Genomic DNA, 15,232 nt, shown 5'->3' on the forward strand with positions numbered 1-15,232 from the left:
TTTGGCGTGTCACCGATCAAACGCTGATTTGCCCTGAGTACTGCTGCTCCTGCTGCAGTGCAGCAGTACAATGGACGGCTCCCCCGCCCCATCGCGCCCCCGCATGAGCCCCAACTCTTCCCTGGCTGCGCGGCTGACGCCCCGCCAGCGCACCCTGATCATCCTCGCCCTGTCGCTGGGTGGATTCGCCATCGGCACCAGCGAATTTGCCAGCATGGGGCTGATGCTGGAGATCAGCCGCGGCCTGTCGATTTCCGAAACCCAGGTCGGGCACCTGATCAGCGCTTACGCCATCGGCGTGGTGGTCGGCGCCCCGATCCTCGCCTTCGTGGGTGCCAGCTTCCCGCGCCGCAAGCTGCTGCTGGCGCTGATGGGCTTCTACGCGGTCGGCAACCTGGCCAGCGCGCTGGCACCGAACTACGGCACGATGCTGGTGGCACGCTTCGTCGCCGGCCTGCCGCATGGCGCCTACTTCGGCGTTGCGATGCTGGTGGCCGCTGCGATCAGTCCTGCCGGCCAGCGCGGCCAGGCGATGTCGCGGGTGCTGCTGGGCCTGTCGATCGCGATCCTGGTCGGCAACCCGTTGACCACCTGGCTGGGCCAGCAGCTGAGCTGGCGCACCGCCTTTGCCCTGGTCAGCGTGCTGGCCATTGCCACGGTGGCGATGATCGCGCGCTTCCTGCTGCCGGACCCGGACGAAGTGCGTACCTCGCCGATGCGCGAACTGCGCGCCTTCAACACCTCCCAGGTCTGGCTGGCGCTGGCGATCGGTGCGGTCGGCTTCGCCGGCATGTTCTGCGTGTTCACCTACCTCGCCCCCACCCTCGTGCAGGTCACCGGCGTGGCCGAATCGTGGATGCCGCTGGCAGTGGGCGTGTTTGGCATCGGCGCGATCATCGGCAACATCGCCGGTGGCTGGCTGGTGGACAAGTTCCATTTCAAGGCCGCCGCCGTGGTGCTGCTGTGGTCGATCGTGATGCTGCTGCTGTATCCGCTGGCCGCACAGTCGGTGTGGACCATCGGCCCGATGATCATCACGGTCGGCACCATGGGCGCGCTGGCGGCGGTACTGCAGACGCGCCTGATGGACGTGGCCGGCGAAGCGCAGACGCTGGCGGCGGCCTCCAACCACGCCGCTTTCAATACTGCCAACGCACTCGGCCCGTGGCTGGGCGGCATGGCGATCAGCGCCGGCTTCAGCCCGGCCAGTACCGGCTATGTCGGTGCAGCCACCGCAATCGGCGGCCTGCTGCTGTGGTGCGCGGCGGTGGTGCTGGACAGGAAGCGCAGGACCGCCGTCGCCGGCAGCCACTGAACATTGCGCCGGATCGTCAGTCGCTGCCTGTGCGGCGACGGCGATCCGGTCGCAGCAACGCTGTATCGCCGGCCGCCAGGGTCGGCCTCGCCAGCTCACCGCGCTTCACGCGGTCCAGCACCCGCCGTGAATTGGCTGCACAGTCGATGCCGTCCGGCCGCGCCTGGATGTCCTCGATCAGGGCCAGCAGGTGCGCCCGGCTCTCTGCCAACCGCAGCTGCAACGCTTCGATGTCAGCCACCTTCTGCTGCAGCATCGTGATCAACGCCTCATGCTGCCACTGGCCCATGTCCGGTGGCAGCAGGGCGCGGATCTCTTCCAGGCTGAAGCCTGCACGCTGCGCGCCCGTGATCAACTCCAGCAACAGCACCGCCTGTTCCGGATAGTCGCGGTAGCCATTGGCCTGGCGCTGCACCACCAGCAGCCCCGCGTCTTCATAGAAACGAATGCGCGACGCCGCGAGGCCCGTGAGGCGGGCCAGCTCACCGATCTTCATCTGCCTGAATCCTCGCCATGGGACCTGTTGACCTTCAATAAAACTTGAAGGTTAGCGTAGCGCCATTCCCCTGTCTTGGAGCTGTCCGATGTCGCTGTTCTCGCCCCTGGCACTACCCTCCGGTGCCATCATCCGCAACCGCATTGCCAAGGCCGCGATGGAGGAAAACATGGCCGACGCCGACCACGCGCCGTCCGCTGCGCTGCTGCAGCTCTACCAGCGTTGGGCCGATGGTGGCGCAGGACTGATCATCACCGGCAACGTGATGGTCGATGGCCGCGCGATGACCGGCCCCGGCGGCGTGGTACTGGAAGATGATCGCCACCTTGACCGCTTCATCGCCTGGGCCGAAACGGCACGCTCACGGGGCGCGCAGATGTGGATGCAGATCAACCATCCCGGGCGGCAGATGCCGGCCGCACTCGGCCAACCGGCACTCGCGCCGTCAGCCGTCGCCCTGGAAATGGGCGCGCTGTCCAGGCAGTTCGCACCGCCGCGGGCGATGACCGAGGCGGACATCGAAGAGGTGATCGCCCGCTTCATCCGCAGCGCCGAGCTGGCCGAGCGCGCCGGGTTCAGTGGCGTGCAGATCCATGCCGCGCACGGTTACCTGCTCAGCCAGTTCCTGTCGCCGCTGTCCAACCGCCGCGACGACCGCTGGGGCGGCGGCCTGCACAACCGTGCGCGCCTGCTGCTGGAGATCGTGCAGGGGGTGCGCGCCACCGTGCCGCCCACGTTCGCGGTGGCCGTGAAGCTCAATTCCGCCGATTTCCAGCGCGGTGGCTTCTCGCCCGAGGATGCGCGCGCAGTGGTGGAAATGCTGGCGCCGCTCGGCGTGGACCTGGTCGAACTGTCCGGTGGCAGCTACGAAGCACCGGCCATGACCGGTGCCGCGCGCGACCAGCGCAGCCTGGCCCGCGAGGCCTACTTCCTCGAGTTCGCGCGTGAGATCGCCACGGTGGCAACGATGCCGCTGATGGTCACCGGTGGCATCCGCCGTCGCGCCGTGGCCGATCGGGTACTTGACAGCGGTGTGGCCATGGTCGGCATCGCCACCGCGCTGGCGATCGAGCCGGATCTGCCACACCGCTGGCAGCAGGGCCGCGACCCGGTACCGACACTGCGCACCATCGACTGGCGCAGCAAACCATTGGCCGCCAGCGCGCACATGGCCGCAGTGAAGTACCAGTTGACGCGGCTGAGCAGGCTCCGGCCCACGGCGCCGGGTGTTTCGCCCGTCTGGGCACTGCTGCTGGCACAGGCGGCCGCAAAGTGCCGAACCCGCCGCTACCGGCGCTGGATCGGTGCACGCGCAGGAGGATACTGAGCGGGCAGGCTTCTCATCACCGAATCGATGCTCCACCATCTGCACGATCGGCGGCAGCCCGTCGCCAGTCGCAACACGCAGAAGGAACCCTCGTGGCAGCAGGACCAACCAGGAACTACGAGAAGCTGCTCGATGACCTGCTCTCACTGGGCCGCAACTGGGCGCTGGCCATTGCCATCGCAGGTGCCGGGGCTGCGGTCCATTACAGCGAGTCGGTCTACGAAGCAGGCATCTGGCGCGACCTGCTGCCCACGCTCTGCTTCCTGGTCGCCATCGTCTGGATCGTGCTCAGCATCATCCGCTTCGACCTGACCATCCAGCAGCACTTCGAGCGGAAATTGTCACGCTGGCTCAGCCGTCTGCTGTATGTCGTGCTGCTTGGCACCGGCATCACTGCCGTGTTCTTCGTCACCGAACTGGCGGAGAACAATCACATCGCGCGGATGTGCGACTCGGTGGCCAATGAACCCGGCAGCCGCATCCACAGGTCGGCCGAGTGCCAGCGCCTGTACCAGCACCGCGCGGCGTACCGGCAGCGCCTGGAATCGGCCGAGGGTGAGTTCGACTGAACGGGCTTCATCGCGGTCTTCGCGCGCGATGAACACATTTCGTGGATGTGCATTTGGGCACAGTGCAGCCGACGCCGTTTTCTCGGCCTGCACCGGACCCGCAATGCACCACCCTCGCGCACCTGCCCGCCACGATGCCATCGCCTTGCAGGCCGGCATGCTGGGCAGCGTGTTGGGGGTGGCGTTGTCCAAGGCCATTGCCTTGTCTGCGTTGGCAGCCGATTCGATGATGGGGATCGGGCTGTGGGTGGTGGCCTGCGCACTGCTGGCTGCCTGGGCGCTCGCAGCCTATCTGGCCTGCCTGGCGCTGAGCCGTCGTGTGTTCGTGCTGATGGTGGCGCTGTGCATGGTGCTGATGATCTGCATCGCCTGACCCAGCAGGGGCCAGACCATCGCGCATTTGTTACAGAATAACAAGTGCAATGGGTCCGATTGTGCATGCCCGGCGTCTCGGATTTGAATTCCATGGCCATCCTGGCATTACCCGAGGCCACCCATGAACCTGCAGCCTTCATTCCGCGCCGCCCTCACTGCCATCGCCCTGGCGTCGCTCAGCGCCTGCGCCACCTATGACGACAGCGCCATGCATCCGGCCTGCCAGGAGTCACCCCATCTGAAGGATCTGCCGCGAGAGGTCGCTGCCCGCGAGAGCCGTTGCAACAGGGGTCTGGAAGTGTGGTCGAGCGAGCGCGGCAACAGTGACAAGCCGCTGGACCTGAGCGGAAAGAAAAAGGATCCCTGAAAGGGAGCGCTGCCGGTTCCCGTGGCCGTCTTGACCATGCCCATGCACCTGGCTGACTGACCCATCACAGCCGGCGCGCGACGATGAGGTCTCCCCACCCTGTCGAGATCCAGATGCCGGACACTGCCCTCCCTGTCATTCGCGCGTTCGAGGCCGTGTTCGATCTGTCAGGGGGCGTGCAGCGCATCACCGCGCTCACGGTCACCTGCCGGCATTGCACATCGACCAGCTCGGCCAGTGAGGACAATCTGGTGCACTTGCCAGGTGGCGCATTGTTCCGCTGCGGCGGGTGCGGCTGCCATCAACCGGTCAGCCATGCCCGGCTGTCGGACTGGCAACCGGCGTCGTTGCTGGGTATCTGAGGGCCGCGACGTGGGAATGACTGCGGAACAGCGGAAAATACTCCAGGCAATCGCCGCTGCGGAACCGGTGCGCGGCGATGCCGCAACGTGGGCGGTGACCGCCGGATGGGCGGTACAGGCAGAGGACGGGGATATCGATCTCACCGAGGCTGGCCGGGATGCGCTCGCCGCGCAGTCAGGTCGTGAGGGCTAGACCCGCCGGTCGGGCCAGCTTCGCCTCCCTTCGCGCTGCGTCGCGATAGCGCCAATCTGCGGGACAAAGGGTGCATCCCTGCCACGTCGACGGCGAAGTGGCGGGGCCTTTCATGCCGGCGGTGTGCAGAGCGTCATGACATGCGCTCGGCTATGCTGCGCCACCTTCCTGCGCCAATGGCGGCCATGCATCCTTTTCCCCTGCCAGTCTCTGCACCTGATCAGCTCGCCTACCGACTGCTGCAGGACAGTGACTGGGCCCGCTCGGCCACTGCCGCAAGCGCACCCGCCGAACTTCGCATGTTGCTGGCGATGATCCTGGATTCGCCAGAACCCCTGTGGCTTGCCTGGGGCAAGGAAGACAAGGCGTTCTTCTTCAATGATGCCTACCTGCCGCTGCTGGGGGAAAAACTGCACGGCGCGATGGGCAATTGCCTGGAGGATGTCTGGGCGGACGTATGGCCGGACGTGGCGAAGGCCGTCAACGATGCCTTCGCCGGCACCAGCCGCAGCTTCAAGAACCTCCCGTTGATGATGGATCGCGACGGCACGCTGCGTGAAACATTCTGGACGTTCTCGTATTCGCCGCTGCGCGTCGGCTGCGGCAGTGTGGCCGGCATCCTGTGCGTGGTCAGCGAGCAGACCGAACGGGTGATCGAGCGCGACCTGCACAGCCGCCAGGTCGCGGCGATCACCGAGCAGGCGCGGGAGGCCCATCTGGAACTGGTTCGCGCCCGCGAGCAGCTGCGCCAGTCGCAGAAGCTGGAGGCGATCGGCCAGCTCACCGGCGGTGTAGCCCACGACTTCAACAACCTGCTGCAGGTCATCACCGGTTCGGTGGACATGCTCCTGCACACGTGGCCGTCAGACGACACCCGGCGCCGCTACATCCAGGCCATTGCCACAGCCTCGGACCGCGCCACCAGGCTGACCGCGCAACTGCTTGCGTTCTCGCGTCGCCAGAGCCTGTCGCCGGAGGTCTTCGATCTCTGCGAGAGCGTGCACGCGCTTTCGGACATCATCACCACGGTACTGGGTGCACGCATCCAGGTGTCGTTGACGTTGCCCGGCACGCCGTTGCCGGTGCTGCTGGACCGGACCCAGCTGGACACTGCATTGATCAACATCGCGGTCAATGCGCGCGATGCGATCGAGGGACACGGCAGGGTGACCATCGAGGTGGAGCAGGTAACCGCCGTGCCTTCGGTGCGCTTCGCCGCGCCGATGAAGGGCGACTTCGCCGCGATCAGCGTGACCGACACCGGAGCAGGCATCGACCCCGCCGTCGTCGACCGCATCTTCGAGCCCTTCTTCACCACCAAGAGCGTCGGCGCCGGAACCGGCCTCGGCCTCAGCCAGGTGTTCGGCTTCGTCAAGCAGTCAGAAGGCGAGGTGGACGTGCAGAGCCAGGCGGGCGCCGGTACCCGCTTCACCCTGTACCTGCCGCTGGCGCAGGCGAGAGAAATGACGGAACGGCCGGCGACGCTACCGGGGCTGCAGCATGGTCACGGTGTCTGCGTGCTGGTGGTGGAAGACAACGTCGATGTGGCCGAATTTGCCGTCGGCGCCCTGCGCGAACTCGACTACAGCGTGGTCCTTGCACGCAATGCGGACGAGGCCCTGGTCGAGCTGGAACGGGATGCCTCCCGCTTCGATGTAGTGTTCAGCGACGTAGTGATGCCTGGCATGAACGGCCTGGATCTGGCCCGTACCATCCGCAGCCGCCTGCCTGGGCTTCCAGTGATCCTTACCAGCGGCTACAGCGAACTGCTGGCCCGGGACCCTGGCCATGGCTTCACCCTGCTGCGCAAGCCTTACTCATTGAAACAGCTGGCCTCGGTGATGACCGAAGCCGGGCGCTGCGCGCAGGCCGTGGTGGCGTCGCCCTAGCGGGCGGTCATCGCAGCGAACCGAACCAGCGTTCCAGCGAAGGCTCCAGCCCCGACGTGTCACCGCCAGCATCGCAGGCCCAGGCGACGATACCGTCGGGGCGGACCAGCACGGCGCCCAGTCCCAGCGTGTCGCGCGCCGTGGACATCACGCAGGTGACTGACCGCTGCCAGCGCTCAATGATCGGACCGAGCGAATCGCCGGTATCGAGCCCCAGCAGCACGCCCTGCCCTGCACGCAGCAGCTCTCCCATGCGGCGGCCATCGGCCAGATGGACGTCAGGCACGCTTCGGCCAACCCGCGGGTGGCCGCCATCGAACACCGGTGGCTGCGCCACGCCCCACAACCGCTCGGCGAGATAGGTGGCGCCGTCGCGGGTCGCGGCCAGGTCGGCGAAGACCGCCGCCAGCGCGCGCTGCCCGGGGCTTGGTCGCATCAACGCCACCTGCGCACGTGACCAGTCGAGCACCTGGGCGCCGATCGGATGGCGCTCAGCCTGATAGCTGTCCAACAGCGACTCTGCCACATCACCTCGCACCACCGCGGCCAGCTTCCACCCCAGGTTCATCGCATCGCCGATGCCGAGGTTCAGCCCCTGCCCGCCCAACGGCGAATGCATGTGCGCGGCATCACCGGCCAACAGCACGCGGCCGCTGCGATAGGCCGTGGCCTGGCGCGCGGCATCGGTCCATGTGGTGGCCAGATGCAACGCCGTGATCGTTGCCTCTCGCCCGGACACACGCCGCAGCAGCGCCTGGGCGGTGTGCCGGTCCAGCGGCGTGCGATGGCCGGCGCCACCGTCGAAATCGGCCAGCGCCAGCATGCCCGGCGGATTGAAATTGCACATGCCGTGTTCGGTGAACTGACGCCCGGGGACGAGCACCGACGGGTCCGCCAGTTCAACCTGCAGCGTGTACCCGGTGAACTCCGGCGCGGTCCCTGCGAACACGAAGCCCGATTGCTTGCGCACGGTGCTGCGGGCGCCGTCGCAACCGACCAGCCAGCGGCCCCGCATCAGCCCGCGACAGGTCTGCACCTCCACCTGTGCTTCGTGTGCGCGCACCGCCTGCACTGTGCAGCCACGCTCGATCTGTACACCCAGTGACGCTGCATGCGCGGCCAGCACCGCCTCGAGCGATTGCAGCTCCACCGCCATCCGGGTGGGTACCGGGGTCGGCAGGCGATCACGCCAGCGCGCGCTGTCCACGTCATCCAGAGCAAAAGCAATGCCGGCGAAGTGGCCTCCCAACGGACGAGGTTGCGCCAGCCAGTGGGCCGTGCCGGACGGCGGCGCGCCCTTGTCCGGTTTCAGCACCTGGCGGGCGGCCACCGCGTCCAGCAGGCCGCGTCGGTCCATTGCCTCCAGCGTGGGTGCGTTCAAGCCGCGCAGGCCGAAGGGCAAGCGCTTCAGGGGTGAATCGGGTGACTGAGCCTGCTCCAGCAGCATGACCGAACAGCCGGCCCGGGCCAGTTCGCCGGACAGGAACAGACCGACCGGACCGGCCCCGGCGATGACGACGTCGTACAACATGGCAATTCCCTGTCAGCCCCGGGGCGGCGCTCTGGCGACGCCAATGTTACACTCGGTGTACTTTTACACAAGTGAGCCGCCCATGACCCCGCCTCCGGGCCGCCGCGAGCAGCGCAAGACCGAGACCCGACAGACCATTTCGGACGTCGCCACCGAACTGATCATCCGCCGCGGCTTCGAAGCCGTGTCCATGTCCGAGATCGCCGAGGCCGCCGGGGTCTCGCGCAAGACAGTCTTCAACTATTTCGCCAGCAAGGAGGACCTGGTATTCGACCGCGACGAGGAAGCGCGGGCGTTGCTGCGCGAGGGCATGACTGCGCGCTGCGGCATGACTCCGCTGGCCGCCTTCCAGTCGCTGGTGAGGGAGCTGCTCGACAGCGGCCATCCCCTGTTGCGGATCAATGCCGGTGCAGCGACCTTCTGGGCCACGGTGGCCGGCAGCCCGGCCTTGGTGGCACATGCACGACGGCTGCAGGCACAGCTGGCCGACGACCTCGCGCAGTTGATGGCCAGCGCCGTCGGGCGGTCGGCGGATGATGCCGAGGCACGCCTGGGTGCGGCGATGCTGCTGGCGTCGATGGTGGCGGCCTATCAGAACGGACTGGCCAGCCAGCAGGAGGGCGAGGATCCGCGCCAGGCGATGCTGCAGCTGATCGTGCGCGGTGGCACCGGCGTGCTGGTGGCCTTGGCCGGCACCCCATATACCGACCCGGGCCTGCGTCCATAGCGCACTCGGGGGATAGGTCACGAAGCGTTGCAAATGCTAATATTTCTCATTTGCAGCCCGCCCCGACCCCCTCATGCCGCTTCCAACCCCGCTCAAGCACGCCCTCTGCCTGGTGCTGCCTCTTTCCCTGGCTACACCTGCACTGGCCTCCGAGACCTCCGCTGATGCCCCGAAGGATCTGGACAAAGTGGAAGTCCGCGGCCGCGCGCAGACCCTGTACCGCGCCAACGATGCGGCCGTCGGCACCCGCACCGATACCCCGTTGGAACTGGTGCCGCAGTCGATCCAGGTCGTGCCGCGCGAGCTGATCGACGACCAGGCCGCGCGCCAGGTCACCGATCTGTACCGCAGCATCAGCGGCATCAGCTTCTTCAGCTATGCCGGCGTCACACTGCGCGGTTTCCGCCAGGAGAACGTGCTCTACGACGGCCTGCGCGGTGATCCCTATGCCGGCTTCTCGGTGCCGCAGCTGTTCAACATCGAACGCGTGGAAGTGCTGAAGGGTCCGGCCGGTGCGCTGTACGGCGGTGGTGATGCGGGCGGCGTCATCAACTATGTAACGCGCAAGCCCAAGGCGCGGGCCGAACGCCGCATCGAGCTGCAGGCAGGCGACAAGGACTTCCGCGCCGGGTCGATCGAAGGCACCGGCCCGCTGAATGCCAGCGGCAGCATCCGCTATCGCGCCGGCCTCTATGCCGACAGCGAGCAGGGCGTGCGCTGGAATGCCGACAGCGAAAGCGTGATCGGCGACGCCTCGCTGGCCTTCGACGTTGGCCAGACCGGCGAGCTGGTGCTGCAGTTCACCGACATCACCCAGAACCTGGGCGGCAACCGCCTGCGCGGCGTGCCGGTGAACGATGCCGGCAGCTTCCTGACCGACCGGCGCTGGAACCACAACGAGGCCAGCGACTTCCTCGACATGCGCGCCAGGGTTGCACTGGCGCAGTACCGCTTCGCACCGCTCGATACGCTGGACGTGGACATTGCTGCGCGCTGGTTCGGCAACAACGAGCACCAGATGTACCACGAGCCGATGGGGCTGATTGATCGTGACCGCGACGGCGTAGCCGAATGGATGACGCGCCAGCTGCGCAACCAGATCCGCGACAACGAGGCCTTCACCGCCAGCGGCAATGCCGTATGGCGGATCAACACCGGCCGTATCGAACACAAGGTGCTGTTCGGCGCCGACGTGTACCAGCTCGACGCCGACTTCACCGCGCAGACCGCCAACAGTGCCGACCTGGCACGCGGCGCCGGCCCGGTGCGCGGCATCGACCTGTTCAACCCGGTCTATGGCGCGAGCACCTGGCATGACTACAACCTGGCCGCCCTGCCGTGGCGCAGCACCGCCACCCGCAGCAAGCGCTACGGCGGCTATCTGCAGGATGAGCTGGCGCTGGGCACGCGCTGGCACGTGCTGGCCGGACTGCGCTGGGATGGCTTCAAGGATGAGGACCGCATGGGCGGCAACAGCGTGGATGGCAACGCGCTCAGCTGGCGTCTGGGCAGCACCTTTACCGTCCGGGACGGCGTTAACCTGTATGCCAACATCGCCAGCGGCTTCGTGCCGCAGAGCGCGGCCAACCAGAACCCGGCAGCGGGTGGCCCGTTCGACGCCGAGCGCAGCAGGCAGTGGGAAGTCGGCATGAAGTCCCTGCTGGCCGACCGCGTGACCCTGAACATGGCGGCCTACCGCATCGACCGCAGCAACATCGTGCAGGCCACCGGCGAAGTGCGGGACGGCGTGAACCAGCTGGCCGCGCTGGGCCTGGTACGCAGCACGGGCATGGAACTGGACCTGCTGGCCGACGTGACCGAGCGCTGGGTGGTGAACCTGACCTACGCCTACAACGACGCACGGGTGAAGGACGCCGGACCGAACGGCATCACCAATGCGTCCGGCGACCGCTTCGCGAATGCGCCACGCAACAAGATCGGCCTGTGGACACGTTACGACCTGCCGTCGATCAATTCGGCCATCGGCTTCGGCGCCGACCATGTGGGCGAGCGTGTCAGCCTGGATGGGCAGACGGTCAAGGCTTACACGGTATTCGACATGAGCTGGAAGACCACGTGGAAGCAGTGGCAGTTCCAGGCCAACGTCAAGAACCTGTTCGACAAGGTGTACGCGGCCAGCGGCTTCATCGAGCGCAACGGGCATTTCCCGGGCGAGCCGCGACGGGTGTACGTGCAGGCGGCTTACAGCTTCTGACGAGCCTCTCCTGTAGCGCCGTGCCCACGCTCGGCTCGGCGCCTGGCCTGGTCACCCCATGCGTATCGCGTGACTCTCGCGCGCCTGCAGATCGATATCCTGCTGGCGCTGCATGGCCGCCTGCTGGCGCTCAAGGCTGGCAGCCTCGATCTGCTGCAGGGATTGTGCAACCGGCGTCTGCACCGCAACATCGGTAGGCATGCTGGCACGCAGATGCGCGGGATCGCTCATCTCGCCCTGCACCACGAACACGTTGCGGCCGGCCGGATGCTCGGCGGTCTGCGTGCTCAGCAGCACATGGTCGGCGCGCTCAAGCTGGTTGCGACGGGCCAAAGCCATCACGCTCGCCACGAGGCGCTCGCTGTTCTCGTCGTGGGTACGCCCGGCGCGGGCATCGATCGCGGCCACGCCTTCGCGCACCTGCTGCAGCAGTGCGTACTCACGGTGGCCGGGACCAATGTCGGCCAGGCGGGTCGGTGCCTGCGCGGGATCCGGCACATCGTCCACGGCTGCGGTCAGCGGGCTGCGGGTGATGGTCCGGTACGGGTCGTCCGGGTGGAACTGGGTGCGTTTTTCCTGGCGCTCCAGACGAACCTCGCGCGCGTCGTTGAGCTCGGCGATGCGTGCGGGGTCGGTAATCTCGCGCATCGACACGTGGCCGCCACCCGCGCTGACACTGGCCCACTTCCTGTCCGCTTCGAAGTACATCGCGTAGTAGCTGTTGCCACCGATGACGTTCGGATCGACCGCCGAGCGCCCTTCCAGTGCCTGGGTGGCTTCCAGCACGCTCAACCGGGTCAGGTACTGGCCGCCTTTCGTCCATCCCATCTGGCTGATGGCATCGACACTGGTGTTGCCTACGCGCGGGCCTCCGGCGTAGTCATTGTTGAGCATGTTGGTCCAGATCTGTTCCAGCTTCTCGGGACCGCTCTTCTGCTCAGCCGCCTGCAGCAACACGCGCGGCGTCCAGCAGTTGGGATCGAGTTCATGCCGTTCAAATGCGCGGTCGTGAGCCAGCATCACGTCCTTGCCGGGAAGATTCAGTGCCAGGTCTGGACGGCGCTCGTTCATCCACTGCTGCCGCAACTCAATATCTCTTTCGAGCAGGGTCTGCCCAAAGGACTCCCATTGCCGCTCCGTCAACTGTGCATTTGAAAACCGGGATCCCTCTTCCTGCTGGGTCTTTGCGTAGCTTTGTGCATACGCGTTCGCGACGCGTCCCGGCAGGCTGTCATTGCGTACAACACCCAGTGCCAGTGTCCCGTATCCATCGGCTCCCGGCAGTTGCGACAGGTAGTTCCAGTAAAGCTCGCGGTTGCCGTCTCTGGCATAGCTGCCAAGGATGCTTAGATCGCGTTCGGTCAATCCACTCATACCCTGCCCCTTCTCTTCCTTGAATCACCGATCACTTGGACCGGGTGCGCGCGATGATGTCCCTGACGGCCTCTTCCATGCGCTTCCAGTCCTTCAGAAACGCTCTCTTGTAGTCCAGGCTGACGGACAGCTTGTTGTCGATGTCCACGAAGTAATGAACGCAGCCCGCGGCCACTTCCCCTGGCTCACTGATCACCTCGCGCCCCTCCAGCCGCACGCCGTCGCGTCGGAATTCCTCGCCGTCACATTTGATGAATGAGCTGATCCGGCCGTCACCCTGCCGTGCGATGTACCAGTCTCTCTCGTAGGCGGGATTGCGCACAGGCGGCCTCCCGTACCGCGCCTCATACTGCTTCGCGTACACCACCATCTTCGCTTCATCGATTGCATAGGGCGTCAGGCCCAAGATCTGCGGCTTTGCAACGCGTTGATCGAGACGATCCCTGGGATCCTCCCTTTCCACAGAGCCGTCCTCCGTGATGGCTTCATTTGACGACAGCCTTGAAAGCAGTGTTTCAACGGGAACGCGATCAACGTAGTTGATCCGGATGGGAATCTCCTTCCGGAAATCATTCGTACGCGGATTGGCCCGCGCACCCGGCGCCGTCGGCTTCATGTCCGGCCACTCGATGACCAGCGTCACGCCCTCGCCCGGCCATGGTGCGATCTGGCTGTCCAGGTAGTTGGCCGGAATGCGGAAGGTGTTCGGCCCCAGCTTCACGTCCACGGGGGCGTCGGTATAGGTGTGACCGTTGATCGTGCGGCCGGTCTGCGTTGCGCCGGACATGGCGGGATTCCTTTCGTGTTCGGTGGATGGCGGCCGCGCACACGCGCCAGCACTCGCCGCGACGGCAAGTGCAAGCGCCAGGCAACGGCTCGGGGACATCACGTGCATGGGCATTCCATTGCAGGGTTCCAGCGCCACTATAGGGAACCGGGCGTCAACGGAACAGGAACCGCATCGCAGCCCTTCATGGAACCAGGCAGCGCTCCACCTGCAGTGACAGCACCTGGCAGGCATTGAACAGGCCCTCGACCACGGCGGCGGAGGGACAGCAGGCGGGATCGTCGCTCTCCCGCGCCACATGCGCAGCGTGCAGCACCGCAGTCAACGCCGTGATGCCCGAAACGCTTCGGGTCGCCAGGGCCATGTCGAAGGCGCGGCCGGGGCTCAGGCACATTTCACTCCAGGCCTCGCCATCGGCACGCAGGTTCCTGCCGTGGCCTTTCAGATGTGCAAAGAACGCCGATGGGGTAACGAACTCGGCGGATTCGCGGAGCGCGTCCTCCAGCGTTTCGGCCAAGGCAGCTGGAAGATCGCGCACGGCGGCACCCAGCAGCGCGTGCAGGCGGGGATGGTCGGGAAGACGTTCGGGCATGACGGCAACCTCACGATGTGGCCACCTGCAGATGCAAGGTGGCGGACGGTGCGGGTTGGCGTGCCGGATACGTACCGCTAAAGCCGGCGGATCGGAAGATCCCCACGCACCGTCCACCATGAGCCGGTGGGCGGTGCATTGTCGCGGTTGCAGCTTCGGCTGCAATCGCGACCGGTAGCGGTACGTAAGTTCGGGACGCCAATCCCGGCCAGGGCGAGTGCCTTGGCGCGGCGATGATGGGCGCACTCCATCGCCGATGCAAAGTAGGAAAAGTCCGCGCTGACGCGTTCCTACGCTGGTTGCGTCACGAGATGGCGAACCGCCCACCGACTGACGCGCTTCGTTGGTATATCGCGCCTGCCTGCGCACGCTACGCAAGGATCACATCAAGCCGAACACGACACACCGGCTATGGCGGTCGCGCAGAAAGTCGCAATACGCACGGCCTCCGTCTTCAGCTCGAGCACAGGCGTTCCGCGCTGGATACACACCGGGAACGCTTGCGTAGAGGAGCCCACAGGCACATTCGAGCGCGACCCGATCACAACGGAATGTCTGCGCCACACCGTTTTCGTACGAGATCCGCGAGGTGATGACTATAGTCGCCGACCTCAATGGATCAGGAGCTCATCATGGAATTCACTTCCTGGCGCAACATTCTTGTTGCCGCCGGCGTGGCGGTCGCACTTTCCGTGGCCGCCTACAACGACCATCACCGTCATGCCCTCACTGACGGTGCCGAAGGGCGCGATGCAGTGGGCCTCGTCACCGAGGTGCATTGGGATGAGAAAAGGGGCAGAAAGAGCAACTTCGTCCTGAATGTCGAGTTCGAAACCGAAGACGGCCAATCACGCGTCGAGAAGATCGCGGTCTCCAACGACCTTGGCAATCGGATGCGTGCCACCGACGAGGCGGAAGAGATTGATATCCGCTACAACGCCAAAGACCCGTCCGTGGCGATGGCCGTTGGCGAAACGGACAACTCCCTGCTGTTGTTGTGGCTGGCAATCGCCTCCGGGCTGGTCACCCTGGCGCTGCTGGCCACCCGGGTGGTGCAGGGCCGGAAAGCGCAGCCGGCCTGAGCCATCCAGGCGCGGGCGCATCCAGAATGCG

15 protein-coding genes are annotated in these 15,232 nt (G+C 66.1%); 10 read left to right on the forward strand and 5 right to left on the reverse strand.

Annotation, left to right across the window (positions count from 1 at the left end; genetic code table 11):
- Positions 1-103 precede the first annotated feature (103 nt).
- Complete coding sequence (locus ACMGRF_RS10440; RefSeq protein WP_100478346.1) at positions 104-1,315, forward strand: MFS transporter; 1,212 nt, start codon at positions 104-106, stop codon at positions 1,313-1,315.
- 16 nt (positions 1,316-1,331) lie between these two features.
- On the opposite strand, the gene ACMGRF_RS10445 is transcribed toward ACMGRF_RS10440, so the two are convergent.
- A complete protein-coding gene (locus ACMGRF_RS10445) occupies positions 1,332-1,811 on the reverse strand; it encodes a MerR family transcriptional regulator (protein WP_099486527.1) in 480 nt (159 codons plus the stop codon).
- 88 nt (positions 1,812-1,899) lie between these two features.
- Between ACMGRF_RS10445 and ACMGRF_RS10450 the strand changes: the two genes are divergently transcribed.
- The 6 genes from ACMGRF_RS10450 to ACMGRF_RS10475 all read left to right on the forward strand — a co-directional run bounded on the left by ACMGRF_RS10450 (position 1,900) and on the right by ACMGRF_RS10475 (position 6,893).
- Complete coding sequence (locus ACMGRF_RS10450) at positions 1,900-3,138, forward strand: NADH:flavin oxidoreductase/NADH oxidase family protein (protein ID WP_414485206.1); 1,239 nt, start codon at positions 1,900-1,902, stop codon at positions 3,136-3,138.
- A 92-nt stretch (positions 3,139-3,230) separates the two neighbouring features.
- Entirely contained in the window at positions 3,231-3,707 is a 477-nt protein-coding gene (locus tag ACMGRF_RS10455; RefSeq protein WP_100478348.1) for a hypothetical protein, read from the forward strand.
- 103 nt (positions 3,708-3,810) lie between these two features.
- Complete coding sequence (locus ACMGRF_RS10460; RefSeq protein WP_005417254.1) at positions 3,811-4,080, forward strand: hypothetical protein; 270 nt, start codon at positions 3,811-3,813, stop codon at positions 4,078-4,080.
- Positions 4,081-4,203: 123 nt separating this feature from the next.
- On the forward strand, positions 4,204-4,449 hold the full coding sequence (locus tag ACMGRF_RS10465; protein ID WP_099486531.1) for a hypothetical protein: 246 nt from the start codon (positions 4,204-4,206) through the stop codon (positions 4,447-4,449).
- 113 nt (positions 4,450-4,562) lie between these two features.
- Positions 4,563-4,811, forward strand: coding sequence for a hypothetical protein (locus tag ACMGRF_RS10470; protein ID WP_099495593.1), 249 nt, complete (start codon positions 4,563-4,565; stop codon positions 4,809-4,811).
- A 378-nt stretch (positions 4,812-5,189) separates the two neighbouring features.
- On the forward strand, positions 5,190-6,893 hold the full coding sequence (locus tag ACMGRF_RS10475; protein ID WP_414485207.1) for an ATP-binding protein: 1,704 nt from the start codon (positions 5,190-5,192) through the stop codon (positions 6,891-6,893).
- Positions 6,894-6,900: 7 nt separating this feature from the next.
- Here the strand turns inward: ACMGRF_RS10475 and ACMGRF_RS10480 are convergent, their stop codons facing one another.
- Positions 6,901-8,424 (reverse strand): FAD-dependent monooxygenase, encoded by a 1,524-nt coding sequence (locus ACMGRF_RS10480; protein ID WP_414485208.1) that lies wholly within the window; start codon positions 8,422-8,424, stop codon positions 6,901-6,903.
- 82 nt (positions 8,425-8,506) lie between these two features.
- On the opposite strand from ACMGRF_RS10480, the gene ACMGRF_RS10485 reads away from it, so the two are divergent.
- Both ACMGRF_RS10485 and ACMGRF_RS10490 read left to right on the forward strand, forming a co-directional pair.
- Entirely contained in the window at positions 8,507-9,151 is a 645-nt protein-coding gene (locus ACMGRF_RS10485) for a TetR/AcrR family transcriptional regulator (RefSeq protein WP_099495548.1), read from the forward strand.
- 73 nt (positions 9,152-9,224) lie between these two features.
- Complete coding sequence (locus ACMGRF_RS10490; RefSeq protein WP_414485209.1) at positions 9,225-11,366, forward strand: TonB-dependent siderophore receptor; 2,142 nt, start codon at positions 9,225-9,227, stop codon at positions 11,364-11,366.
- Between the two features lie 51 nt (positions 11,367-11,417).
- Here the strand turns inward: ACMGRF_RS10490 and ACMGRF_RS10495 are convergent, their stop codons facing one another.
- The 3 genes from ACMGRF_RS10495 to ACMGRF_RS10505 all read right to left on the reverse strand — a co-directional run bounded on the left by ACMGRF_RS10495 (position 11,418) and on the right by ACMGRF_RS10505 (position 14,119).
- Complete coding sequence (locus ACMGRF_RS10495; RefSeq protein ID WP_414485210.1) at positions 11,418-12,740, reverse strand: XVIPCD domain-containing protein; 1,323 nt, start codon at positions 12,738-12,740, stop codon at positions 11,418-11,420.
- A gap of 31 nt (positions 12,741-12,771) precedes the next feature.
- Complete coding sequence (locus tag ACMGRF_RS10500; protein WP_262223105.1) at positions 12,772-13,635, reverse strand: hypothetical protein; 864 nt, start codon at positions 13,633-13,635, stop codon at positions 12,772-12,774.
- A gap of 76 nt (positions 13,636-13,711) precedes the next feature.
- Positions 13,712-14,119, reverse strand: coding sequence for a hypothetical protein (locus ACMGRF_RS10505; RefSeq protein ID WP_049438017.1), 408 nt, complete (start codon positions 14,117-14,119; stop codon positions 13,712-13,714).
- Between the two features lie 632 nt (positions 14,120-14,751).
- Here ACMGRF_RS10505 and ACMGRF_RS10510 point away from each other — a divergent pair.
- Complete coding sequence (locus ACMGRF_RS10510; RefSeq protein WP_049415020.1) at positions 14,752-15,201, forward strand: DUF3592 domain-containing protein; 450 nt, start codon at positions 14,752-14,754, stop codon at positions 15,199-15,201.
- The last annotated feature ends 31 nt before the right edge of the window (positions 15,202-15,232 follow it).

This window comes from Stenotrophomonas sp. EMP41 (genome assembly GCF_047495535.1).
Lineage (GTDB): Bacteria > Pseudomonadota > Gammaproteobacteria > Xanthomonadales > Xanthomonadaceae > Stenotrophomonas > Stenotrophomonas sepilia.